The sequence below is a fragment of the Pantoea sp. genome (assembly GCF_032114055.1).
GTDB lineage: Bacteria > Pseudomonadota > Gammaproteobacteria > Enterobacterales > Enterobacteriaceae > Pantoea.
This window is the reverse complement of the sequence record NZ_DAMCTB010000002.1, coordinates 150,261-175,179: the sequence shown is the minus strand read 5'-3', so window position 1 is coordinate 175,179 and position 24,919 is coordinate 150,261. Positions and strand designations below refer to the sequence as shown.

Here is a 24,919-nt window from a genome sequence, read left to right as displayed (position 1 = left end):
AAGCCCCTGTCAAAAACAGGGGCTTAGCATAACAGGCGGAAATCAGGCGCTTTTATCCGCAGAAACAATAATCTGTTGCAGATTGTAAAGCGTAATCAGCGACTGCAGTTTGTCGCTGATGCCTGTAAAACGTGGGGTATTACCCTGTGCACGCGCAATTTCCCGCAGGTGCACCAGCAGAGCAAGCCCGGAAGAGTCCACACGCTCCAGCGCCGAGACGTCGATAGTGTCGACATCCCTGATTACCGTCTCACGTTGCTGCCAGAGACGCATCAGCGTATCGCGATCCAGTTCGCCTTTCAGCAGTAGCGTGCTGGCTTGCCGCTCCCAGCGTAACGATTCATGCATTATTGTTGTTTATCCAGCGTGATAGGCTGAGCGGCGGAGGATTTCAGCTGCGCCGTCAGACCATCGATCCCTTTGGTACGTAGCAGATCGCTCCACTCATTCTGCTTGGTCGTGATCATGCTGACGCCTTCAGCGATCATGTCATAAGCCTGCCAGTTACCGCTCTGGCTGTTTTTACGCCACTGGAAGTCGAGACGAACCGGCGGACGGCCATTCGGGTCGATAATAGAGACGCGAATGGCAACAATGTTGGCATCGCCCAGCGGCTGTTCAGGCTGCACCTGATAGCTCTGCCCGTTGTAAAGTGCCAGAGCCTGACCATAAGCCTGCGCCAGATAGTCAGCAAAGGCGCTGAAGTAGGCTTCACGCTGAGCCGGTGTTGAATCGCGATAGTAGCGACCCAGCACTAACGCGCCGGCATATTTGATCTGGACATAGGGCAGCAGTTCCTGACGCACGATCTCACGCAGATAGTTAGGGTTCTGCTTAATTTTTGGCTGCTCATTTTTCAGACGGGTAAAGGTTTTCTCTGCCGCCTGATTCATCAGTTTGTAAGGATTGCTCTGATCGGCGGCCGTTGCCGTCAGCGGCACGGTCACCGCCAGCATGGCGATCATCAGTAAACGTTTAAACATGGTATACCCTCTTCTTTAAGGTTGAGCAGGTGCCGCAGGCGCAGCACTGCTGCCCTCCTGCGCATCCTTGTTGTCACTGTTTTGCTTGCTATCGCCGCTCTTATAAAGGAACTGGCCGATCAGATCTTCAAGCACCATGGCTGATTTCGTATCGCGCAGCGTATCGCCATCTTTCAGCATCGCCGAACCCAGTTCAGGATCGTCAAATCCTAAGTTAAGCGACAGGAACTGCTCACCCAGCAGGCCCTGTGTGCGGATCGCCAGCGAGCTGGTATCAGAAATCTTATCAGCATACCGATCGCTGATATCCATCGTGACCCGTGGCAGCAGCGTTTTCGGCTCCAGTTCAATGTCCGTCACCCGGCCAATGACGACGCCACCAATTTTCACCGGCGAACTGATTTTCAGACCGCCAATGTTGTCGAAGGTGGCGTAGAGTTTCCACGTCGGTTCGGTGCCCATCGACTTGAGATCGGCGACGCGCAGGCAGAGAAAGAGTGCGGCGATCAACGCCATAATCATAAAAATGCCAACCCAGATTTCGCTTTTTTTGCTTTGCATTGCATCAATTCCCAAACATCAGTGCTGTCAGCACAAAATCCAATCCGAGTACCGCCAGTGAAGCATGTACTACGGTACGCGTCGTCGCGCGACTGATCCCTTCAGAGGTGGGAATCGCGTCATAGCCATTAAAGAGGGCAATCCAGGTCACCGTGACGGCAAATACGGCGCTTTTGATAATGCAGTTAACGACGTCAGTCCGGAAATCGACCGCGTTCTGCATGGCTGACCAGAAGAAGCCCGGATCAATCCCCTTCCAGCTCACGCCAACCAGCGCGCCACCTGCGATGCCCACGGCGGTAAAAATCAGTGCCAGCAGCGGCATGCTGATAAATCCAGCCCAGAAGCGTGGCGAAACAACGCGGCGCAGCGGATCCACCGCCATCATCTCCATACTGGAGAGCTGTTCAGTGGCTTTCATCAGGCCGATTTCAGCAGTGAGTGCGGAGCCCGCCCGTCCGGCAAACAGCAGCGCCGTCACCACCGGACCCAGTTCACGCAGCAGCGACAGGGCCACCAGCATACCCAGGCTGGTTTCAGCGCCGTAAGTGGTCAGTACCAGATACCCCTGCAGGCCGAGGACCATGCCAATAAACAGGCCCGAGACAACAATAATCAGTAACGACAACACGCCCACGCTATAAAGCTGCTTAACCAGCAGCGGCGCATGTTTGCGGAACGCCGGTTTTCCGACCAGCGCGTGAAACAGCATTAAGCCTGCGCGTCCAAAACTGGCACACGTTTCAATTCCCTGACGACCAAACGACGCCAGTGCCTTCAAGACCATCTGTTTAATTACTCCCTGAGCCAGTTAACTCTGCGAGATAGTCGCCGGCAGGAAAACGGAAGGGAACCGGACCATCGGCTTCGCCATCGATAAACTGGCGAACACGCGGGTCGTTATTCTCCCGCAGTGCGGGCGTGGTGCCCTGTGCGATAATTTTTTGTCCGGCCACGATATAGGCGTAGTCCGCGATACTCAGTACTTCCGGTACGTCGTGCGAAACCACAATGCAGGTCAGGCCCAGCGCATGGTTAAGCTCGTCGATGAGCTTCACCAGCACCCCCATAGTGATGGGATCCTGACCGACAAAAGGCTCGTCGAACATGATCAGTTCCGGTTCAAGTGCGATAGCACGCGCCAGAGCCACACGACGAGCCATGCCACCCGACAGCTCAGCCGGTTTCAGCTGCGCGGCGCCACGCAGGCCCACCGCCTCCAGCTTCATCAGCACGGTGCTGTGCAGCAACGGCGCAGGCAGCTGTGTATGCTCGCGCAGTGGCCAGGCCACATTTTCATAGACCGTCAAGTCAGTGAAGAGTGCGCCGGACTGGAACAGCATGCTCATTTTTTTACGCGCTTCGTACAGTCTGGCGCGGGATAATGACGGAATATTTTCGCCACGAAACAGAATCTCACCCTGGGTCGGCTGAAGCTGCCCCCCAATCAAGCGTAGCAGAGTGGTTTTTCCTATCCCCGAAGGTCCCATTATCGCCGTCACTTTGCCTTTCGGCACGGTCAGCGAAATGTCATCGAAGATTGTGCGATCTCCGCGCGAAAAACTCACGCCACGAACCTCAACCAGATTCGTTTGCTGCTGGATCATTGTCACCTCTTGTCAGGATCGGGCGTAAACATGGGGTACGATGGTAGCCTGTCCGGTCATGATTCACGATAGCTTTACAGAAACTTACCGCTAAGATTTGCCGAAAATGGTCATTAAATTTACTTTTGCCGCTCAGACGGTCAAAATCAGCGCCTGTCTCGCCAAACAGAATTATAAACCGGCCGGGAAAGGCATTGCCGGCCCAGGTTTTTATGCAAGGATTTTTCATGTTTGTAGCTTCTGCACTGCTGATTATCGGTCTGCTTTTACTGGCTTATGGTGCCGATCGTCTGGTGTTTAGCGCCTCTATATTGTGTCGTTCACTGGGCATTCCGCCATTGATTATCGGCATGACCGTTGTCAGCATTGGCACCTCGCTGCCAGAGATGATCCTCTCCTTTTCTGCAGCGCAGCATGGCCAGATGGATCTGGCTGTCGGCACGGCGCTGGGCTCGAATATTACCAACATTTTACTGATTTTGGGTGCCGCTGCGCTAATACATCCGCTCACTGTGCATTCCAATCTGATACGCCGTGAGCTGCCATTGATGTTACTGGTCTCCCTGCTCAGCGGTTGTATGCTGTTTGACAATCAGCTTAGCCGACTTGATGGAATTGGCCTGATTACGATAGCCGCTATTTATCTGATGGTGGTCATTCGCATCGCGCGTAAAGCGGAACAGGATAACAACGACACCCTGACACGCGAGCAGCTGGCTGAATTGCCGCGTGAAGAGAGCGGAAACACCGTGGCCTTTCTCTGGCTGGCGGTCGCGCTGATTATTCTGCCAATGTCGACACGCATGGTCATCGACAATGCTACAGCCTTTGCCGACTATTTTGGCGTCAGTGAGCTGGTGATGGGCCTGACGCTGATTGCTGTAGGCACCAGTCTGCCTGAACTGGCAACGGTACTTGCTGGCGCGCTGAAAGGCGAAGATGATATTGCGATCGGCAATCTGATTGGCGCCAACATTTATAATATTGCCATCGTGCTGGGACTGCCGGCACTGATTCATCCGGGCAGCGTCGATTATCATGCCTTTGCCCGTGATTACTGGGTCATGCTGGGCGTCAGCGTGCTGTTTGCCCTGCTCTGCCTGCTTCGTCGCCGACGTGTTGGCCGTACGGCGGGCCTGATTTTACTCTGTGGTTTCTTCGTCTGGGTGATGCTGCTGTGGATACAGCCGGCATTCATGAACGGTTAACAAGGACAGACGCACTATGTCATATCAGCAACCAACGGCCTTTGATTTCCAGCAAGCGGGCAAGACTGTGCTCCGCATTGAGCGTGAAGGACTGGAACAGCTCGATCAATATATCAATGATGACTTCGCCCGCGCCTGCGCCCTGATCTATGGCTGCCAGGGTAAAGTGGTGGTGATGGGCATGGGCAAGTCCGGACATATCGGTAAAAAAATGGCGGCGACTTTCGCTAGCACCGGTACGCCCGCTTTCTTTGTTCACCCGGCAGAAGCCAGCCATGGCGATCTGGGTATGGTGAGCAAAAATGACGTGGTGATCGCCATCTCCAACAGCGGAGAATCAAACGAGATCCTCGCGCTGATTCCGGTATTGAAACGTCAGCACATTGCGCTGATCTGCATAACCGGACGGCCCGAAAGCGCCATGGGGCGGGTGGCGGATGTGCATCTGTGCGTTCACGTTCCGCAGGAAGCCTGCCCGCTGGGTCTGGCTCCGACCACCAGCACCACCGCGACCCTGGTCATGGGGGACGCGCTGGCGGTCTCACTGCTGGAAGCACGCGGCTTCACGGCGGAAGATTTTGCCCTTTCTCATCCGGGTGGTGCGCTGGGTCGCAAGCTGCTGCTGCATGTGGCGGATATCATGCACAGCGGCGACGAACTGCCACACGTTACCCGCGACGCCTCACTGCGCGATGCGCTGCTGGAGATTACCCGCAAAAATCTGGGACTGACGGTTATCGTCGATGACCTGATGAAAATTGAGGGGATCTTTACCGATGGTGACCTGCGCCGCATCTTTGACATGGGCATCGACTTTCAGCGCGCCACGATTGGCGAAGTGATGACGCGGGGCGGCATCCGCGTCCGGCCGAATATGCTGGCGGTGGAAGCCCTGAATCTGATGCAGACGAAAAACATTACCTCGATTCTGGTGGCCGATGACGACCATCTGCTCGGCGTGGTACATATGCACGACATGCTGCGCGCTGGCGTAGTCTGAACAGGAAGAGAAAATGCAACAGGCAACTCCCCCGATTGACACCTGCTACGGTCCGGTTAGCGCCGACGTTATGGCGCGCGCCAGCCGGATCCGTCTGCTGATCTGCGACGTCGATGGCGTGATGTCCGACGGCGTGATCTACATGGGGAACAATGGCGAAGAGCTCAAGGCCTTTAATGTGCGGGATGGCTACGGCATCCGCTGCCTGCTGACCTCCGATGTGGAAGTGGCTATCATTACCGGCCGCAATGCCCGACTGATGGAAGATCGCTGCAAAACGCTCGGCATCCGCCATCTTTATCAGGGACAATCAGATAAGCTTTTGGCCTATCGTGAACTTCTGGATAAACTGTCTCTTTCCGACGACCAGGTCGCCTATATTGGTGACGATCTGATCGACTGGCCGGTAATGGCGAAAGTCGGATTAAGCGTGGCGGTGGCGGATGCACATCCGATTCTGCTGCCGCGCGCGCACTATGTCACGCGGATCGCCGGCGGACGCGGCGCGGTACGTGAAGTGTGTGATCTGATCTTAATGGCGCAGAACAAATTTGAGGATGCCAAAGGGCAATCAGTATGAGTAAAAGCAGGCGTTGGATAACGCTGATTCTGACCTTGATTGCACTGGTTTTGATCGGCTGGAATCTTACCAACCAGGATGATGATGGCACCCTGGTCGGTAATGGCACGCAGTCGCCGACTTATACCAGTGCCGATTCACAGACGGTGGTTTATAACCCGCAGGGCGCGCTGTCCTATAAACTGACTTCTGACAAAGTGACCTATTTCTCGGACGACGAACTGAGCTGGTTCGACAATCCGGTGATGATCACCTTTGATGAGAATAAAATTCCGACCTGGTCGCTAAAGGCAGATAAAGCAAAGCTCACTAAAGATCGTATGCTTTATCTTTATGGCCATGTTGAGCTGAATACCCTGACGCAGGATTCTCAACTTGAGCGCATCAAAACAGATAATGCGCAGATCAATCTTGTCACTCAGGACGTTACCTCTGATGATCAGGTGACATTGTATGGCCGCAGCTTTAACTCCACTGGCATGAAAATGCGCGGCAATTTACGGACGAAAAACGCCGAGTTAATCGAGAAGGTCAAAACCTCTTATGAAATTCAAAATGAACAAAAATAGCCTGAAGCTCCTGCTGGCCTCGGTACTGCTGGCAACCAGTGTTCCTGTGCTGGCCCTGACCGGTGACTCGGACAAGCCCGTAAATATTGACTCACAGAATCAGGCGCTGGACCTGCAGGGCAACGTTGCGACCTTTACCGGCAATGTCATCGTGACCCAGGGCTCAATCAAAATTACGGCTGATAAAGTCGTGGTAACCCGTCCGGGCGGCGACAGTAAGAAAACCATCGTCGACGCCTACGGCAATCCTGCCACCTTCTATCAGATGCAGGACAGCGGTAAGCCGGTACAGGGTCATGCCGCAAAACTGCACTATGAACTGGCGAATGACTTCGTTGAACTGACCGGCAATGCGTTTATTGAGCAGCAGGACAGCAACATCAAAGGCGACCGTATTACCTACCTGGTGAAAGAGCAGAAAATGCAGGCTTACAGTCAGGGTCAGAACAAGCGCGTCACCACCGTCCTGGTGCCGTCGCAACTTCAGGACAAAGGTTCGTCCACCAGCGGAAAGAAGAGTAACTGATAGCTATGGCCACATTAATCGCAGAAAACCTGGCGAAGGCGTATAAAGGCCGTCGCGTGGTAGAAGATGTCAGTCTGCAGGTAAAGTCCGGCGAGATTGTCGGCCTGCTGGGCCCGAACGGTGCCGGTAAGACCACCACCTTTTATATGGTGGTTGGTATCGTGCCCCGCGACGCGGGTCGCATCGTCATCGATGATGAAGATATCAGTATCCTGCCGCTGCATGCTCGTGCGCGTCGCGGTATCGGCTATCTGCCGCAGGAAGCGTCTATTTTCCGTCGCCTGAGTGTCTACGATAACCTGATGGCAGTCTTGCAGATCCGCGACGATCTGACGGAAGAGCAGCGCCAGGATCGTGCCCGCGAACTGATGGAAGAGTTTCATATTGAGCACCTGCGTGACAGTATGGGCCAGGCGCTGTCAGGCGGGGAACGCCGTCGCGTCGAGATCGCGCGTGCGCTGGCGGCAAATCCTAAGTTTATCCTGCTGGATGAGCCCTTTGCCGGTGTTGACCCGATCTCCGTTATTGATATCAAAAAGATTATTGAACATCTGCGTGACAGTGGTCTGGGCGTGCTGATTACCGACCACAACGTGCGTGAAACCTTAGCAGTCTGTGAGCGCGCTTACATCGTCAGCCAGGGTCATCTTATCGCGCACGGCACCCCGAACGAGATCCTGGCCGATGAGCAGGTGAAGCGGGTTTATTTGGGTGAAGAGTTCAGACTCTGATAAGGTGTCGTTAATACTGATGTTTACCTGGGAACTATCATCCTGTCTATGAAGCAAGGTTTACAACTCAGGTTCAGCCAACAGCTGGCAATGACGCCACAACTGCAGCAGGCCATTCGCCTGCTGCAACTCTCTACGCTTGAACTCCAGCAGGAGTTACAGCTTGCACTGGAAAGCAACCCGCTGCTTGAGCAGACCGAACTGCACGAAGAGATTGACGCCCGGGAATCGTCTGAAGCCGAGGCGCTGGACACGCGTGAAGCCCTTGAGCAGAAAGAGATGCCCGATGAGCTGCCGCTGGATGCGACCTGGGATGAGATCTACACGGCGGGTACGCCTTCAGGCACCGGCACCGATTATCAGGATGATGAGTTACCGGTTTATCAGGGCGAAACCACCCAGTCCCTGCAGGATTATCTGATGTGGCAGGTCGGGCTGACGCCGTTCAGTGACACCGATCGCGCGATTGCGACCTCTATCGTCGACGCTATTGATAACACCGGGTATCTTACCGTTTCGCTTGATGAGATCCTTGACAGCATTGGCAACGATGAGCTGGAAGTGGATGAAGTAGAAGCGGTGCTGAAACGCATCCAGCGTTTTGATCCGATCGGCGTCGGCGCACGCGATCTGCGTGACTGCCTGCTGGTACAGCTTTCGCAGTATGCGCCTGAAACGCCGATGCTGGCAGAGGCGCGCCTGATTGTCAGTGAACATCTGGATTTGCTGGCTAATCACGATTTTCGCAGCCTGATGCGGGTCACGCGCCTTAAAGAAGAGGTACTGAAAGAGGCAATGCTGCTGATTCAGTCGCTGGACCCGCGTCCGGGCCAGTCGATCAACACCAGCGAACCGGAATATGTCATTCCCGATGTGCTGGTACGCAAGGCGGGCAGCCGCTGGACGGTTGAACTGAATGCCGACAGCGTGCCGCGCCTCAAAATCAATCAGCACTATGCCGCCATGGGTGGCGCTACGCGAAACGAAAGCGACAGTCAGTTCATTCGCAGTAATCTGCAGGAAGCGCGCTGGCTGATTAAGAGCCTGGAAAGCCGTAACGATACGCTGCTGAAAGTGACACGCTGCATTGTTGAACAGCAGCAGGCCTTTTTCGAGCAGGGCGAAGAGTTTATGCGCCCGATGGTGCTGGCCGATATCGCCCAGGCCGTTGAGATGCACGAGTCGACCATTTCCCGTGTGACGACGCAGAAGTATCTGCACAGCCCGCGGGGCATTTTCGAACTGAAGTACTTTTTCTCCAGTCACGTCAATACAGAAGGCGGCGGTGAAGCGTCTTCCACCGCGATTCGTGCACTGGTGAAAAAATTAATTTCGGCGGAAAACCCAGCCAAACCCTTGAGCGACAGTAAACTGACCTCCATGTTATCTGATCAGGGCATTATGGTGGCACGGCGAACCGTCGCCAAATATCGTGAGTCTTTATCCATCCCGCCATCGAACCAGCGTAAACAGCTGGTTTGACAGAAATGAGAAGGAAGACCTATGCAGCTGAACCTGACCGGGCAACACGTTGAAATCACGGAACCATTGCGTGAATTCGTCAGCGGTAAATTTGCCAAACTGGAACACTATTTTGAACATATCAATCAGGTCTATATTGTCCTGAAAGTTGAGAAAGTCACTCAGGTGGCGGACGCAACGCTTCACGTGAACGGTGGCGAGCTGCACGCCACATCGGAAGCGGAAGATATGTATGCGGCCGTTGACGGACTGATCGATAAGCTCGCCCGTCAGCTGACCAAACATAAAGACAAACTGAAAAAACACTAACCTTCACGCCAGCTACGCGCGCCTGCCGCGCAGAGCCGACAGGATGGGGCGGATAATCCGCCCCGTTTTGTCATCTGAGCAGAGGCGCCGTTTGTCTGCCGCGTCTGAACGCGCTGGCGGTGAATGGCCTGGTGAACTCGCAAGTGAAACGATGATGAACAACGATCTTACACTGGAATTGAGCACGGTGCTTTCGCCAGACTGCACCCGCAGCGGCGTACACTGCCAGAGCAAAAAACGTGCGCTGGAAATTATCAGCGAACTGGCCGCTAAGCAGCTCAACCTGCCGCACCAGACGCTTTTCGAAGCGATTCTGACCCGTGAACGTATGGGCAGTACCGGTATCGGCAACGGCATTGCCATTCCGCACGGCAAACTGGAAGAGGATACGCTGCGTGCAGTCGGGGTTTTTATCAGCCTCGAACAGCCCATTGCGTTCGATGCCGTCGACAACCAGCCGGTCGATCTGCTGTTTGCCTTGCTGGTGCCGGCTGACCAGTGCAAAACGCATCTGCATACCCTTTCGCTGGTGGCAAAACGTCTGGCAGACAAAACGGTCTGCCGCCGCCTGCGTGCAGCGCAGAGTGACGAAGAGCTCTATGCCATTATTACGGAAATCCAGACAGAGCAGTAACGCGTCTTTACCGGCCGGGTGCCGGTTTTAAAACGGGAGAAAAGGTCATGGTGCTGATGATCGTTAGCGGTCGTTCAGGCTCGGGGAAGTCGGTGGCGCTCCGTGCGCTGGAAGATATGGGATTCTACTGCGTCGACAACCTGCCGGTCGTGTTGCTGCCTGAGTTAGCGAATTCGCTGGCTGAGCGCAATATTTCCGCAGCAGTCAGTATCGATGTCCGAAACATGCCTGAATCCCCTGAAATCTTTGAAACCGCGCTGAATAACCTGCCTGACTCCTTTTCACCGCAGCTGCTTTTTCTCGATGCGGATCGCAATACCCTGATTCGGCGTTACAGTGATACGCGCCGTCTGCACCCCCTCTCCAGCAAAAACCTGTCGCTTGAGAGCGCGATCGATGAAGAGAGCGATCTGCTGGAGCCGCTGCGCTCCCGCGCTGACCTGATCATCGACACCTCTGAGATGTCGGTACATGAGCTGGCCGAGATGCTGCGTACCCGCCTGCTGGGTAAGCGGGAGCGGGAGCTGACCATGGTGTTTGAATCCTTCGGTTTCAAACATGGCATCCCTATTGATGCGGACTATGTGTTTGACGTGCGCTTTCTGCCCAATCCACACTGGGATCCCAAGCTGCGACCGATGACAGGACTTGATCGTCCGGTAGCGGCCTTCCTTGATCGTCACACTGAAGTGCATAATTTTATCTACCAGACGCGCAGCTATTTAGAACTCTGGCTGCCGATGCTGGAGACCAATAACCGCAGCTATCTTACCGTGGCGATTGGCTGTACCGGTGGTAAACATCGCTCAGTCTATATCGCCGAGCAGCTGGCCGATTACTTTCGTTCGCGCGGTAAGAATGTGCAGTCACGCCATCGCACGCTGGAAAAGCGCAAATCATGACCGTCAGACAAACTGTAGAAATCAAAAACAAGCTGGGCATGCACGCCCGCCCGGCAATGAAGCTCTTTGAGCTGGTGCAGAGCTTTGACGCTGAAGTGCTACTGCGCAACGAAACGGGTACTGAAGCCGAAGCCAGCAGCGTGATCGCGCTGCTGATGCTCGATTCGGCAAAAGGCGGGCACATTGAGATTGAAGCCAGCGGCCCGGAAGAGGTTCCGGCGCTGGCGGCGGTCATCGAACTGTTCGAAGCGGGCTTTGATGAAGATTAAGGCCTAGTCGAGCTGATTACGCTGCAAAAAGCCTTCTCCACCCAGCTGGCGCATCTGGCGCAGGATCCACTGCTGCCGCTCTCTGACATAGCCGGAGGGCGCCGCCGCACGATAACGAATCGGATTAGGCAGCACTGCCGCCAGTAACGCCGCGTCTGCGGCAGTGAGCCGGCTGGCAGGTTTGTGGAAATAGCGCTGTGATGCCGCCTCTACGCCGAAGATCCCCGGCCCGAACTCGGCGATATTGAGATAGACGGTCAGAATGCGTCGTTTCGTCCAGACCGTTTCCATTCCTACCGTCAGGCCCGCTTCAAGACCTTTTCGTAACCAGCTACGTCCGTCCCAAAGAAAAAGATTTTTCGCCGTCTGTTGTGACAGCGTGGAGGCGCCACGCATCTGACTATCCCTCTTATCCAGCACAGACTCAATCGCCGCCACATCAAAACCCCAGTGCGTGGGAAACTTCTGATCCTCTGAGGCGATGACCGCCAGCCCCATCCAGGGCGAGATCTCGTCATGCCCGACCCAGTCAGAATGGGCAACATAATCAAAATCACCCCGCAGCCAGGCCCCGATCTGCCGTTCCGCCATCACTGCGGAGAACGGAACCGGCAGGAAAGCAAAGAGTAAAATGCCTGCCAGCCAGAGGCCCAGCCATACCAGCACAATACGGCCTGCTATCTGCCTGATACGCTGCCCGACGCTTCCTTTATGCTTGTTCATGCAATCTTCCCATACCTGTTTCAGACATTAATCAATCACACATGTAATCACTGCCCGAAAAGCAGGACTTTTTCAATTTTTCATGAAATCCAATCGACAGTTTCCAGACTTTATTCAAACATTTTGCATCAACATGCCGCAACAGTTCGAAATAGTTCAAGGACTTCCGGCAAAAAGGAATCGGTTCCATTCGTCAGGATCTTCCTTATCCTTTCCAGATAAACACTTAATAATGGGTAATAAGCGTCGGATAAAAACATTCATCTGTCTTAAGTTTGATTTTTTCCTGATTCTTTCGCAGACTATATATTAATCAGAATTATCGTTATAACGTTTAAATAAACAGCGATTGATGACGGCCGTCATCTCTGGGCTGGCCCTGTTTTTGCTGAGTCACTGTACTTTAGCCCTCCGGTTAAAAACAGAAAGCGTCAGATTCATTTTTACCATTCCGGATTGTTTTGAATTATTCGTGTCATTTTATGGCGCTTACTTGCAATATCAGCGTCTTAGCGATGCGGGTGACACGGACGTTAACGGTGGCGTCACCCGCCTCCTCTGCGCCTCTCTCTCCTTCCACAGCCGCGTTAAAACCAGGCGAAAAAGGGCAATTCTGGCTAAATTTACAGCAATGCAGCGTGTAAATTGATTCCTTACTTGACTGTGTTGCCAAATTAATGTTTTCTGTATTTAAACGCTGCTCAATATCACAATTTTTAATGAATCTTGTCACATGTGAAGATGGATTTGCTAAGGTGATGACAGTGTTAACCAATACCCTGCGGCTGCATTAATTATTCAGATCATAGCGGCCGCAACGTTTTCCCTGGTGTTGGCGCAGTATTCGCGCACCCCGGCCTCGGCTGGGGTCATTTTTTTCTGGCGTATCAGGTTTTCTGTTCTGCTACCCAGTCGCGCAATACCTGCACATCGTGTCGCCATTCGTGCTTCAGTTCATCGATCCACTCGGTCACGTTATCCCACCATGCCGGCAGCTCCGGACTCTGGATCTGTTTCGCCAGCATCTGTAAACGCTGTAACCCGACTGAACCCGCCGCGCCTTTAATCTTATGACCCTCTTCAGCAATCCCTTTCTGATCACGCGCCATCAGGTTTGATTCCAGCACAGCCAGATAATCCGGCATCATTTTTTCAAACATTGTCAGGCTCTGAGTAATCAGGCCGGGTCCAACCAGCTCGATATACTGTTCAAGCATGGCGACATCCAGCAACATCCGGCTTTTATCGTCGCGCGCGGCGGATGCCTCTTCTGCCGGTTCAGACTGATAATCCCAGTACTTTTTGATCATCGCCGTCAGTGCCGGTACCGCCAGAGGCTTGCTGAGGACATCATCCATTCCCGCGTCGAAATACTCTTTTTTGTCTTTGAGGACATTAGCGGTCAGCGCCACCAGCGGCGGAAGATCGTTGCCCTGATACTGCTGGCGGATGGCGCGTGAGACATCCAGCCCGGTCATATCCGGCAGCTGAATATCCAGCAGCACCAGATCAAACTCCAGCGGGTCAAACATCGCCAGCGCCTCCTGGCCGGTCATGGCAACCTCTACGCTGCAGCCCAGCTTTTCCAGAACCGAGCGCGCCACGATCACATTCAGCTCAATATCTTCAACCAGTAAGACGTGCAGAGCGGGCAGAGGCAGGCTGTCTTCCACGCCTTCGTTTTCCACCTCTTCCGCAATGCGCGGCGCATGGATCTCAACGGTAAAGCAGGAGCCCTGACCTGGCGCACTGTGAACGCGGATATCGCCGCCCATCGCCTGCGCCAGACGGCGTGACACCGCCAGGCCGATACCGGTACCGGTCGCCGGTTTACCACCGTGCTGATCTTTAACCTGATAGTACATTGCAAAGATCTTATCCTGCTCATCCTGCGGGATCCCCATGCCGGAGTCCTGCACCTCGAAGCGCAGCGTCTCATCCTGCTCATAGGTCACCCGCACCAGAATTTCCCCCTGCTGCGTAAACTTCACCGCGTTGCCAATCAGATTCCACAGAATCTGACGCAGACGTGTGCCGTCGGTGGAGATCATGTGCGGCAGTGGCAGCTGCGGCGCGAGTACAAACTTCAGCCCTTTAGGCTGTGCCAGCAGACCGGAGAGATTTTCTAAATCGGCCAGGAAGCCGGTGAAGTCGAGCGGCTGATTATCCAGCTGTACTTTGCGGCGCTCGATCTTGTCCACCTCAATCACATCGTTAAAGATGTTGCCCAGCGTGATGGCCGAGACATGGATAGTTTTCAGGTACTTCAGCTGTTCCTGATTCAGATCGGTATCCAGCAGAATCCGGCTCAGCCCGACAATGCCATTAAGCGGCGTACGCAGCTCGTGGCTGATCGTTGAGATAAAGGTGGTCTTTTCCCGGCTGGCGTTCTCTAACGCGTCCTGATAGCGCTTACGTTCGGTTATATCGCGGCCGAAGCCCATCAGCCCGCTACGCTTTCCGACGCGATCGTAGTAAGGCACTTTACGGATCTCAAAACAGGCTTTCCGGCCATCGGGATATTGCAGCCACTGTTCATAGGTCAGCGAGACGTTGTGGCGGAACACCTTCTCATCCGTTTCCAGCACCTTGGTTGCCGCTTCTTCATCGTAAATATCGCGTGGTGTCAGGCCAATCAGCTGTTTTTCGCTTTTGCCGGTCAGCAGCTCCATCGCCCGATTGCAGCCGGAGAACTGTTTGTCGATATTGCGGTAGAACACCAGATCGGGTGAGGCATCCAGGAAGGAGCGCAGGAAAGAGGATTGCTGTTCCAGCTCAATCTGCGCCTGTTCGCGGCGCGTCACCTCTTCACGCAGCTTATCCATCACCTGTTCACGTGCCAGCTCCGCTTTTTTACGGTCGCTGATCTCCTGATTCAGCTGCGTAATGGTCTCTTTCATCTGCTGGTTGAGTTCCAGATCGCGGGTGCGCATCTCCTCCAGCTTATCCACCAGCCGGGCCAGCCGCTGCCGCGACTCCTCCAGCTGATCGACCACTACCGAAAGGAAATAGACCGCCCAGGGCGTGATCAGCAGCCCGAAGAAAACCGAACGTACCACGTCGATACTCTCAACATGACCCCGCAGTACCATCGTGACCGCCATCTGGACAATCATTGCCAGCACCACCAGTGCCGATGCCAGCAGCAGCGAGAACCTCACCAGTCCCAGCTTGACCATCAAATCAACATAGTACTGCGCCAATAGCCGAATTTGCTTCATACCCACTCCCTGAAAGAGAAACCGCCTCACTATAACGCAGTTAGCCCGACGACGTCGCAGCCTGTCACGCGGAGATCAGGACGCAGATGCGCTATTATGGTGCATTCGCATAGCCGTTCGGCGACGTTAAGGACAAAACGGTTAAAACCCTTGACTGATTGTGCCAAATGAATAATCTGTAAGGCCGCCAGCGAATCTCAGATTTCTCTGTACGGCCTCTTTTCAATATCCTGGCAACGTTCTGTTGCGCAGGACCACCCCGCCTATATGAATACTCATTCACCTTTAATGCTATTTTAAGCATGCCTGTGCCGATTAATTTTTCTTATAACCTCGCCTGATTTCATTCAAAAAACCGGACATAAGAAAAACAGATACATGCGATGTATCATCTGTGCTTAACAGCATTTCATGCTGTTTATCCCCCTATCGCCAGCATGGTGCAGAGATCTGATGCCTGCCCTACAGTGAGTCAGTTCACATTTATCAGCCGATCACCTGATGCCAGAGTGAGACATTTTAAACCTTAATATCTTTACTATTCATGATATTACACCAATAAAACGTCTGATTACCTCGTCTGACCGCCCTATTTGACCTGATTACGCTTTCCCGATAAGTTGGAAATCCGCTGAAAGCTTTCCAGACGGGTCATTGTCTCGGCATATCTATGCAACAAGAAGACTCCCGCGTGGTTTAAGTCATCTCCTTTATGAGACCGGAAATCAGAGCAGCTCAATAAAAGACGTTTTACCGATGTCTGGAGAGAAATGCTCAGGGCTGTGACGCGTGCCCGACAGATCATGGCGGGAAAATGAAGCTGCGCCCTGGTTGCGCCCAGACCCCGAAACAGTGCAGGTAATGTCAAAGCAGTTTAAGGAGACCCTCAATGTCCACTAAAAAACCTCAATCCTATGGCTTGTATGATCCGACAGCAGGCAGTGACAGCTGTGGTGTAGGTTTCATTACGCGTAAGGACGGCGAGCAGACCCATGAGATTCTGCAGATGGCGCACAGCGCCCTGTGTACGGTCCCTCACCGCGGCGGTATGTCAGCAGAAGGCGTGGGTGACGGCGCGGGGGTCAACGTCGACCTGTCGCTGCATTTCTTCCGCAAGATTACCGGTGAGCCGCTGGAAGCGGGTCGCTTTGGCGTCGGCAACTTCTTTGTACCGAAAGATGCGGAGCTGCGGGCAAACGCCGAGCGCCTGGTGGATGAGACGCTGAGCAGCTTTGGTCTGCCAGTCATCATGAAGCGTGATATGCCGCTGGACAGCAGCGTAACACGCCCGGCCGCCGTGCAGTTCCAGTTACCGATTCTGCAATGGATTTTCACTGCTCCACAGGACGTGGTCGATCAGAACGACTTCGAACAACGCATCTATCGCGCCCTGTTAACCATTGAGGCCCGTGCGTTTACCGACAGCGAATTTGGCGGCCTCTATCCGCTGTCGCTCTCCTCGCGCACACAGGTGTTTAAAGCCCGCCTGAACTCCAATGAAGTCATCCCTTACTTCAAAGATCTGACCGATCCCGATCATCAGGTGCGCGGGCTGTTTTTCCATACCCGCTTCTCAACTAACACCGATCCGCATACCACGATGGCGCAGCCTTTCCGGCTGATGGCGCACAACGGTGAGCTGAACACGGACCGTAAAAACCGCATCGCGGAAGCCGCGCTGGCGCTGGCCCGTGGCAAGAAAATCGTGCGGCCAAAAGGTCAGTCAGACAGCTCACGGTTGGATCAGAGCATCCACAGCCGCCTGATGGAGGACAACCTCGATCTGATCACCGCCGTGGTTTCCATGATGCCGCCCGCCTGGGAAAATGACAGCGAGCTGTCGCCCGAAGTGCGTGCCATGCTGGAGTATTTCTCCCTGTACGAAGAGAAAAACGACGGCCCTGCCGCGTTAATCTTCGGCAACGGCGAAGTGATCGGTGCGCGTCTTGACCGCCTTGGCCTGCGCCCGCTGCGTTCCGTCGAAACCGCTGAATATATCGGTGCGATGTCCGAAGCGGGCCAGATCGCTTTCCCACCGGAAAGCGTGCTGCGTCGTGGCCGTATCGAAGCGGGCGGGATGCTCTATTTCGATCATCGTGAAAAACGCAGCTACACCACGCTGCAGGCGCTGGAAAAACTGGCTGCGGAAAAAGATTATCTGGCGCTGCTGCAAGAAGCCCGCGTCGGACTGGATGACCTGCCCGAGATCCCGGCAGAACAGCAGGGTTCACCGCTGCGCTATCGTGGCGATCTGAAAACCTATCAGCGTTTTGTTGCCTACTACTACAACCAGGAAAGCTTCAAGTTCATGATGGACCCGATGCTGAATACCGGCGCAGAGAAGATCTCTGCGATGGGTTACGGCAACGCCATCAATGGCTTATCCGATCACGAAGGTGGCATGGCGCACTACTTCTCTCAGCGCTTTGCACAGGTCACTAACCCGCCGCTGGACTCCATCCGTGAAGCGGATGGCATGACGCTGCGTGTCGCGCTGGGCGCGAAACCGCATCTGGGCCGCAGCAAAGGCCGTCAGATTGTGGTGCCCACCCCAATCCTTAGCCATCTGGATATGCTGCGCTTACGCGAGCAGACCCTTGCGCCGTATGCCCGTTTTGAGATGCTCTATGAGCCCGTGGTCGGCAAAGATCTGCTGAGCATGACCGCAAACGCCAACGCGCTGGAAAAAGCGATCGATGACCTGGCACAGCAGGTGGTGGATTTTGCCCGCGCTCAGGGCGGCATCGCCGTACTGACCGATCGCCACATCTCCTCGAAACACGCCGCAATCCCGATGCTGCTGGTGGTTTCTGCCATCAACCAGCGTCTGGTTCAGGAAGGGTTGCGTCTGGATGTTTCGCTGGTGGTGGAAAGCGGCCAGAGCATCTCCTCGCACCACATCGCTGCGACCCTTGGCTTCGGGGCCTCCGCGATTTATCCGCTGGGCGTTCAGATGCGTGCAGAGGAGAAATATGGTGAAGGCGAAGAGGGCAACAAAGCCTTTAAACGCTATGCCAAAGCCGCCGAAAAAGCACTGATGAAAACCATGGGTAAAGTGGGCCTCTGTACCGTAGAGAGCTACAGCTGCGGCGAGTTCTTTGAGCCTAACTTCCTCAACACCGACGATCCGGTGCTGAAAAAGTATTTCCCGAACATTAAAACGCCAGTGGGCGGCGCAGGCTTCGCCACTATCGCCCAGATGGCCGTCGACTGGCACCAGAGCGCGCTCAGGATTCAGGGTGAGTCTGACGTGCCGTTGCTGGGCCTGTTTAAAGAGCGTGCGGAAGGGGCCGGCCACTCCTACGGCACTATTGCCGTGCGCACCTTTATCGACATGACCGAAGAGCCGATTCGCTTTGCTGACAAAGCCCGCGAAGAGGATAACTTTATTCGGCTGATGACGCTGGCCCGACTCGATAACGCCTTTGGCATCAAGCCAGAGACGTTTAAAGACAGCAGCTTCGAGCGCATCCCGGATGAAGTCATCAATAATTTTGCCATCACGGCCGATTACCGTCAGTTCTCAAGCCTGATGTATGAAGAGCGCAAACGTCGTCCGGCGGCGCTGCGCGACATTCTGACCTTCCCGGCGGATCTGACCCATATCGACAGCGAAGCGGAGTTCCGCCGCAAGCTGGGCCGCTACTCACTGACCAACAACGGTTTTGCCATTCGTGGCATGGTGTGTGAGGCGGTGGATGGCAGCCTGAACCACTTTATGCTGCGTCTGACCGATGCCATTGAGGGGCTGAAACCTGAAAGCGAACGCCTGCAGAACCTCTCCCGCGCGCTGAAATCGCGCTTTGGCGACGACATCGAGAGCAGCGAGGTGATCACGGGTGGCCTGAAGGTGACCGCATACGGCAAAGCGGCAGATTATCTGTCCCGTATTTTCACCACCCTGCCCTCACTGCCGCTGAGCGAAGTGCAGCCAGCCTGTGAAATTACCCGGACTTTTGCCTCCGGAGCGATGAGCCACGGTGCGCTGGTCGCGCCCGCGCATGAAGCGGTGGCCCACGGCACCAATATGGTCGGCGGCATGAGTAACTGCGGCGAAGGTGGCGAACACTACTCGCGTCACGGCACCATCCGTGCCTCACGGATTAAGCAGCTGGCATCTGGCCGCTTCGGCGTCTGGGCCGCTTACCTGGCCGATCCGATGCTGGAAGAGCTGGAGATTAAAATCGGCCAGGGCGCGAAGCCCGGCGAAGGCGGTCAGCTACCGGCTGCCAAAGTCACCGTCGAGATTGCGGCGGCGCGTGGCGGTACGCCTGGTGTCGAGCTGGTTTCGCCACCACCGCATCACGATACCTATTCAATCGAAGATCTGGCGCAGCTGATCCACGATTGCAAAGCCGCACGGGTACGCGTGATTGTTAAGCTGGTTTCGTCGGAAGGGATCGGCACCATCGCGGTCGGCGTGGCGAAAGCGGGTGCTGACGTAATCAACGTCGCGGGTAACACCGGCGGCACCGGCGCAGCCTCGGTGACCAGCCTGAAATATACCGGACGTGTGGCGGAGATCGGCATCGCCGAAGTCCACCAGGCGCTCTGTGCGAACGGCCTGCGCGAGAAAGTGCAGTTGCGCTGCTCAGGCGCGCAACAGACCGGCAGCGACGTAGTGAAATCGGCACTGCTGGGCGGTGACAGCTTCGAATTCGGCACCACGGCACTGATGATGCTGAAATGCGTGATGGCGAAGAACTGTAATGTGAAGTGCCCGGCCGGATTAACCACCAATGCCGAAGCCTTTGATGGCGATCCGCGTCAGCTGGCACAATATTTCCTCAACGTTGCGCATGAAGTGCGTGAGATTCTGGCGCGTATGGGTCTGCATTCTCTGCGTGAAGCACGCGGACGCGCTGACCTGCTGCACCTGATGGATCACCCGCTGGAAGTGGGCAAACTCGACTTACGCGCCATGCTTACCGTGGTGCCGGAGCTGAAAATCGACAAACCAGTCTATCTGGAAAAAGATTTTGAGCTGGATGATGGCTGGGTTGAGCAGCTGAAGCTGTCGCTGGTGGATCAGGGGAATCCTGACGTCGCCCTGGGTGACAACATCGTGCTGAATAACCGCAACAAAAGCGTTGGCGGCCAGCTGGCGATCGATATCGAGCGCATGCTTAACCATCAGCTGACGGCGGAGCAGTTGCAGGCGATGCCTGCCGTGCTGACCGACGATCGCGGCCGCCGCTATCTGGCGCCGGAAAGCGTGAAGATCGCCACGACCGGATCCGCCGGGCAGTCATTTGGTGCATTCTGCAACGATGGTATGCAACTGACCCACTACGGCACCTGCAACGATGGTGTTGGCAAAGGTCAGTGCGGCGGTGAACTGATCGTGAAGTCGCCCGGCGGTGGCGCGCAGGATAGCGATGGCAACGTGCTGATCGGCAACTTTGCGCTGTTCGGTGCAACCGGCGGCCGGCTGTTCGTGCAGGGCCAGGCGGGTGACCGTTTCGCGGTGCGTAACTCCGGCGCAACGGCTGTCGTTGAAGGCGTCGGTGACTTCTGCTGCGAATATATGACTAACGGTGCCATCCTCAACCTGGGAACGTTCGGTAAAGGCTTTGGTAATGGCATGAGCGGTGGCTTTGCCTATCAGTACGACCCGTATGGCGCACTGGCCAGCCATGCAGCCGGTGATTCCGTGCGGTTCGGCTCGATTGCCGATCAGGACGAGATGGCGCAGGTGCATAAACAGGCGGTGCTGACCATGCTGCACTGGCATCTGGCGGCGACACAGTCGCCACGCGCCGCATGGCTGCTGGAAAACTGGGAAACCGAGTGTCACCACTTTGTTTACGTGATGCCGCGTTCGCTGCTGCTTTACCAGGATGGCGGCGAGATCCTGAAAGCCAAAAGCCGCAAAGACCTGCTCGAAGAGCTGTCGACGGCGCTGGCAGCGCATCAGGTTGCGAAGTTTAAAGCGGCATGGCGTCAGGGTAAAACCATCGCCAACGGCGCTGTTCCGGCCTATGGTGCGACCGACACGCTGGAGATGTTTGTCCTGCTGAACAACTACACCGTGCTGAGCTTTGCCCAGCAGCTGGCCCTGGCGAAGCTGCCGAAAGGCACGCCGGTCGAAGATCCGGCGGTGGAAAAAGCCGTGCGTAATCTGCTGATGACCGAAGATTTTGCGCTGGTCAGCAAACTGCAGCGCCATGCCCGTTCCGCCATCGAAAGTTACAGTGATGATGAGCTGGCCAGTCTGATTGGCTCCAAACGCATGTCAGATTACAAAGCCGCCCTGACGCAGCGTAATATCCGCTCCATGGACAGCCTGGCAACCTATGGCTGGATCATGTATCAGGATGCCTGTAACCGGGAAGTGCTGGGCCACCTGCCAGACTTTGAAGAGCTGTTTGCACGTGCGGCACTGCCGGAAATCGCAGCGGCAGTGGGTAAACTCTCCTGACCGTGATACGGGCCAGGCGGAACTGAATATTATTAATGATCATAGCCCGGGTTAATCGTTGTACCGGACAGAAGCCGAACCGCTCTCCCCTGCTGCAAACGCTGCGGCGCGGGAAAGCGGAACCGCTTTCACACCGGACAACGCCACTGATGCCGGGCGAGAACGGGATTGAGTAAAAGTACCCATGAAAATTCCATATATTCCAGAAGATGCACCTTTTAACGGCGATCAGAAGTACTGGCTGGCGGGCTTTCTTGCCGGCCTTCACTCCCGACTGCTGGTATTAGAAGACAAACAGCAACCTGCTGCAGGCACCGGCGCGGCTGCCACTACGCAACTGCATATCCTTTATGGCTCACAGACCGGAAACGCTGAGGCACTGGCGCAGACCGCAGCGAAATCAGCCCGTGCAAAAGGCCTGGTGCCGGTAGTTCAGGCGATGGGCGATGTCGACCTCGACGTGTTCGCCACCATGCGTCATGTGCTCATCGTTACCTCGACCTATGGTGAAGGCGAAATGCCGGACAACGCGCAGCTGTTCTGGGATGCCATCTCGGCCAGTACTGCCCCGCGTCTGGAGCAGATGCACTTCGCCGTGCTGGCGATTGGTGATACCGGCTACGATGGCTTCTGTCAGGCGGGTAAGTTTATTGATATGCGTCTGGAGCAGCTGGGTGCGAAGCGCGTGGTGGATCGTATTGATTGCGACATCGATTTTGAGGAGCCTTCCAGTGAGTGGCTGAGCAGCTCCATGCCACAGTTTGCCGCCAGCGCGGGCAGCAGCGGCACCGTACTGGAGAGCGCGCCAGAAGCGCCGGTGATCCCGGGCAGCAACAAATCTAATCCGTATGCCGCCGCGCTGATTACCAATAAACGCCTGTCGGGCGAGCAGTCGGCCAAAGATATTCGTCATTTCGAGTTTGATCTCGCTGGCAGCGGCCTGAAATATGAAGCAGGCGATGCGCTGGGTGTCATCCCGGTCAACGAGCCATCGCTGGTCAGCCTGTTGCTGACTCAGCTCAACGCTGACTACCAGACGCCGGTTCCGGGCTTTGACCGCAGTCTCGGCGACCTGCTGACCTACCAGTTTGAGATTTCCGAGCCGTCACGCAAACTCATCGAATGGGTTGGCCAGAACACCACTAATCAGGAACTGCGTCATGTGTTACAGCATGATGATAAAGATGCGCTGGGCGTCTGGCTGTGGGGCAAAGATACCCTCGACCTGCTGCAGCTTGAGCTGACACGCACGCTGACGGTGCCTGAGTTTGTGGCCCTGCTGCGTCCGCTGCAGCATCGCGCCTACTCAATTTCCTCCAGCTCTAAAGCGCATCCCGATCAGGTTCATCTGACCGTCGCTTCGGTGCGATATCACAGCGGTGGCCGTAATCGCGGTGGCGTCTGCTCGACCTATCTGGCCGAGCGCGTACGTCGCGGCGAGAAGCCTGCCATCTTTATCTCACCTAACAAAGCCTTCCGTGTGCCGGCCAACAACAGCGCGCCACTGATCATGGTGGGACCGGGCACCGGCATCGCCCCCTTCCGCGCTTTCCTGCAGGAGCGCCAGGCAACCGGCGCACAGGGGAAAAACTGGCTGTTCTTCGGCGATCAACATCAGGAACATGACTTTATCTATCAGGATGAGTTGCTGGCCTGGCGCGATAGCGGCCTCCTGACCCGTCTGGACCTGGCGTTCTCACGCGATCAGGAAAAGAAAATCTACGTACAGAGCCGGATGCTTGAGCAGGGTGCCGAACTCTACGCCTGGCTGCAGGAAGGGGCTTACTTCTATGTCTGTGGTGATGCCTCGCGCATGGCGAAGGATGTGGATAACGCGCTGTATGAAGTCGTGCGGCAGTTTGGCGGGCTCTCTACCGAGCGCGCGGCAGACTACGTCGATCAGCTGAAAAAGGAAAAACGCTACCTGCGCGACGTCTATTAATCGCACGGGTCCGCTGAGAAAATCCGGCTTGCGCAGGCAGCCGGATTTTTTTATGGCTGACAGGCAAAAAAATACCCGTCGGTCAGACGGGTATTTACGATGAGATGAAGACTATTTCACGACGCGCAGTGAAGGCCGTCCGCCACGCGGCGGCGGATCGTCGTCAGGCGGTGTCTCGTCATCGCTGGCATCGTCAGGACGATCGCCATCAATCACGGACATCATGGTCTCTTCCTGCCCTTCTGACATCTCCTGCGTACCCAGCTCGTAAGCCGGTTCCGGTTCGAACATGGTTCCGGCGCCGTTTTCACGCGCATAGATAGCCAGAATGGCCGCCATTGGCACATTTACCTGGCGTGGTACGCCGCCAAAGCGGGCATTAAACGACACCTGATCGTTGGCCAGATCCAGATTGCCCACGGCGCGTGGCGCGATGTTCAGAACGATCTGCCCATCACGCGCATACTCCAGCGGCACCTGTACACCTGGCAGATTAATATCGACCACCAGATGCGGCGTCAGCTGGTTGTCGAGCAGCCAGTCATAAAAGGCGCGCAGCAGATAGGGACGACGTGCAGTCAGTTGCGACATTTCCATACGTTAAGCCCGGGCTTGCAGGCGCATTTCACGTTCAGCTTCAGTCAATGAAGCGAGGAAAGAGTCACGCTCAAATACGCGGTTCATATAACCTTTCAGCTCTTTTGAACCAGAGCCAATCAGATCGATGCCCATAGAAGGCAGACGCCATAACAACGGTGCCAGGTAGCAATCTACCAGGCTGAACTCTTCGCTCATGAAGTAAGGCGTACGACTAAACAGGGGGGCGATGGCCAGCAGCTCTTCACGCAGTTGCTTGCGTGCGGCTTCCGCTTCCTGACCGCTGCTGTTCTCGACTTTACGCATCAGACTGTACCAGTCCTGCTCGATGCGGTGCATCATCAGACGGCTGTCACCACGTGCAACCGGATAAACCGGCATCAGAGGCGGATGCGGGAAACGCTCATCAAGGTATTCCATAATGATGCGTGATTCATACAGCGTCAGCTCACGATCTACCAGCGTCGGTACCGTGCGATACGGATTGAGGTCAATCAGATCCTGCGGCAGGTTATCCATTTCGACCTGCTCGATCTCTACGCTGACACCCTTTTCCGCCAGGACAATACGAACCTGGTGGCTGAAAATGTCAGTAGGACCAGAAAACAGCGTCATTACCGAACGTTTGTTGGCAGCGACAGCCATGAAAACCTC

General features: G+C 55.3%; 23 protein-coding genes. 13 read left to right on the top strand and 10 right to left on the bottom strand.

Annotated elements, in window-relative coordinates; all coding sequences use genetic code 11:
• Nucleotides 1-42: 42 nt before the first annotated feature.
• From mlaB to mlaF, 5 genes are read right to left on the bottom strand one after another with little or no spacing between them, the layout of a single operon-like run.
• The gene (gene mlaB, locus RT657_RS04965) at nt 43-348 is read right to left on the bottom strand and encodes a lipid asymmetry maintenance protein MlaB (protein ID WP_313652876.1); all 306 of its coding nucleotides are present in this window, start codon (nt 346-348) and stop codon (nt 43-45) included.
• Nucleotides 348-983 (bottom strand): phospholipid-binding protein MlaC, encoded by a 636-nt coding sequence (mlaC, locus tag RT657_RS04960; protein WP_313652875.1) that lies wholly within the window; start codon nt 981-983, stop codon nt 348-350. Before mlaC ends, mlaB begins: the two co-directional genes overlap by 1 nt.
• A 15-nt stretch (nt 984-998) precedes the next feature.
• Nucleotides 999-1,544 (bottom strand): outer membrane lipid asymmetry maintenance protein MlaD, encoded by a 546-nt coding sequence (gene mlaD, locus RT657_RS04955; protein ID WP_313652873.1) that lies wholly within the window; start codon nt 1,542-1,544, stop codon nt 999-1,001.
• Between the two features lie 4 nt (nt 1,545-1,548).
• Nucleotides 1,549-2,331, bottom strand: a complete 783-nt coding sequence (gene mlaE / locus RT657_RS04950; RefSeq protein WP_128083989.1) for a lipid asymmetry maintenance ABC transporter permease subunit MlaE — start codon at nt 2,329-2,331, stop codon at nt 1,549-1,551.
• Nucleotides 2,332-2,335: 4 nt separating this feature from the next.
• The gene (gene mlaF, locus RT657_RS04945) at nt 2,336-3,151 is read right to left on the bottom strand and encodes a phospholipid ABC transporter ATP-binding protein MlaF (protein ID WP_313652871.1); all 816 of its coding nucleotides are present in this window, start codon (nt 3,149-3,151) and stop codon (nt 2,336-2,338) included.
• 227 nt (nt 3,152-3,378) lie between these two features.
• Between mlaF and RT657_RS04940 the strand changes: the two genes are divergently transcribed.
• From RT657_RS04940 to npr, 11 genes are all read left to right on the top strand, one after another.
• Nucleotides 3,379-4,359, top strand: coding sequence for a calcium/sodium antiporter (locus RT657_RS04940; RefSeq protein ID WP_313652870.1), 981 nt, complete (start codon nt 3,379-3,381; stop codon nt 4,357-4,359).
• A 16-nt stretch (nt 4,360-4,375) separates the two neighbouring features.
• Nucleotides 4,376-5,359 (top strand): arabinose-5-phosphate isomerase KdsD, encoded by a 984-nt coding sequence (gene kdsD, locus RT657_RS04935; RefSeq protein ID WP_313652869.1) that lies wholly within the window; start codon nt 4,376-4,378, stop codon nt 5,357-5,359.
• 13 nt (nt 5,360-5,372) lie between these two features.
• Nucleotides 5,373-5,939 (top strand): 3-deoxy-manno-octulosonate-8-phosphatase KdsC, encoded by a 567-nt coding sequence (kdsC, locus tag RT657_RS04930; RefSeq protein WP_313652868.1) that lies wholly within the window; start codon nt 5,373-5,375, stop codon nt 5,937-5,939.
• The gene (gene lptC / locus RT657_RS04925) at nt 5,936-6,508 is read left to right on the top strand and encodes an LPS export ABC transporter periplasmic protein LptC (protein WP_313652867.1); all 573 of its coding nucleotides are present in this window, start codon (nt 5,936-5,938) and stop codon (nt 6,506-6,508) included. The genes kdsC and lptC overlap by 4 nt, the downstream gene beginning before the upstream one ends.
• Nucleotides 6,483-7,034 (top strand): lipopolysaccharide ABC transporter substrate-binding protein LptA, encoded by a 552-nt coding sequence (gene lptA, locus RT657_RS04920; protein ID WP_313652866.1) that lies wholly within the window; start codon nt 6,483-6,485, stop codon nt 7,032-7,034. Before lptC ends, lptA begins: the two co-directional genes overlap by 26 nt.
• A gap of 5 nt (nt 7,035-7,039) precedes the next feature.
• Nucleotides 7,040-7,765 carry an LPS export ABC transporter ATP-binding protein gene (gene lptB / locus RT657_RS04915; RefSeq protein WP_009092467.1) on the top strand — a complete coding sequence of 242 codons (726 nt, stop codon included), beginning with the start codon at nt 7,040-7,042 and terminating at the stop codon, nt 7,763-7,765.
• 48 nt (nt 7,766-7,813) lie between these two features.
• Nucleotides 7,814-9,247, top strand: coding sequence for an RNA polymerase factor sigma-54 (rpoN, locus tag RT657_RS04910; protein ID WP_313652865.1), 1,434 nt, complete (start codon nt 7,814-7,816; stop codon nt 9,245-9,247).
• A 21-nt stretch (nt 9,248-9,268) separates the two neighbouring features.
• Nucleotides 9,269-9,556, top strand: a complete 288-nt coding sequence (hpf, locus tag RT657_RS04905; RefSeq protein WP_313652864.1) for a ribosome hibernation promoting factor — start codon at nt 9,269-9,271, stop codon at nt 9,554-9,556.
• 154 nt (nt 9,557-9,710) lie between these two features.
• Nucleotides 9,711-10,190, top strand: coding sequence for a PTS IIA-like nitrogen regulatory protein PtsN (ptsN, locus tag RT657_RS04900; protein ID WP_008925405.1), 480 nt, complete (start codon nt 9,711-9,713; stop codon nt 10,188-10,190).
• Nucleotides 10,191-10,237: 47 nt separating this feature from the next.
• Entirely contained in the window at nt 10,238-11,092 is an 855-nt protein-coding gene (rapZ, locus tag RT657_RS04895; protein WP_003851114.1) for an RNase adapter RapZ, read from the top strand.
• On the top strand, nt 11,089-11,361 hold the full coding sequence (gene npr / locus RT657_RS04890) for a PTS phosphocarrier protein NPr (protein WP_090963874.1): 273 nt from the start codon (nt 11,089-11,091) through the stop codon (nt 11,359-11,361). The genes rapZ and npr overlap by 4 nt, the downstream gene beginning before the upstream one ends.
• Before the next feature lie 3 nt (nt 11,362-11,364).
• On the opposite strand, the gene mtgA is transcribed toward npr, so the two are convergent.
• Together mtgA and arcB are read right to left on the bottom strand one after the other, a co-directional pair.
• Nucleotides 11,365-12,084: a monofunctional biosynthetic peptidoglycan transglycosylase gene (gene mtgA, locus RT657_RS04885; RefSeq protein ID WP_313652862.1), complete on the bottom strand. Its 720-nt coding sequence runs from the start codon at nt 12,082-12,084 to the stop codon at nt 11,365-11,367.
• 887 nt (nt 12,085-12,971) lie between these two features.
• The gene (gene arcB / locus RT657_RS04880; protein ID WP_313652861.1) at nt 12,972-15,305 is read right to left on the bottom strand and encodes an aerobic respiration two-component sensor histidine kinase ArcB; all 2,334 of its coding nucleotides are present in this window, start codon (nt 15,303-15,305) and stop codon (nt 12,972-12,974) included.
• Nucleotides 15,306-16,194: 889 nt separating this feature from the next.
• On the opposite strand from arcB, the gene RT657_RS04875 reads away from it, so the two are divergent.
• Nucleotides 16,195-21,726, top strand: coding sequence for a glutamate synthase-related protein (locus RT657_RS04875; protein ID WP_313652860.1), 5,532 nt, complete (start codon nt 16,195-16,197; stop codon nt 21,724-21,726).
• A gap of 51 nt (nt 21,727-21,777) precedes the next feature.
• On the opposite strand, the gene RT657_RS04870 is transcribed toward RT657_RS04875, so the two are convergent.
• Nucleotides 21,778-21,912, bottom strand: coding sequence for a hypothetical protein (locus RT657_RS04870; protein WP_313652859.1), 135 nt, complete (start codon nt 21,910-21,912; stop codon nt 21,778-21,780).
• Here RT657_RS04870 and RT657_RS04865 point away from each other — a divergent pair.
• The gene (locus RT657_RS04865) at nt 21,911-23,668 is read left to right on the top strand and encodes a sulfite reductase subunit alpha (RefSeq protein WP_313652858.1); all 1,758 of its coding nucleotides are present in this window, start codon (nt 21,911-21,913) and stop codon (nt 23,666-23,668) included. The genes RT657_RS04870 and RT657_RS04865 overlap by 2 nt on opposite strands.
• Nucleotides 23,669-23,779: 111 nt before the next feature.
• Here the strand turns inward: RT657_RS04865 and sspB are convergent, their stop codons facing one another.
• Both sspB and sspA read right to left on the bottom strand, forming a co-directional pair.
• Nucleotides 23,780-24,265 (bottom strand): ClpXP protease specificity-enhancing factor, encoded by a 486-nt coding sequence (gene sspB / locus RT657_RS04860; RefSeq protein ID WP_313652857.1) that lies wholly within the window; start codon nt 24,263-24,265, stop codon nt 23,780-23,782.
• Nucleotides 24,266-24,268: 3 nt separating this feature from the next.
• Entirely contained in the window at nt 24,269-24,910 is a 642-nt protein-coding gene (gene sspA / locus RT657_RS04855) for a stringent starvation protein SspA (protein WP_313652856.1), read from the bottom strand.
• Nucleotides 24,911-24,919: the final 9 nt, after the last annotated feature.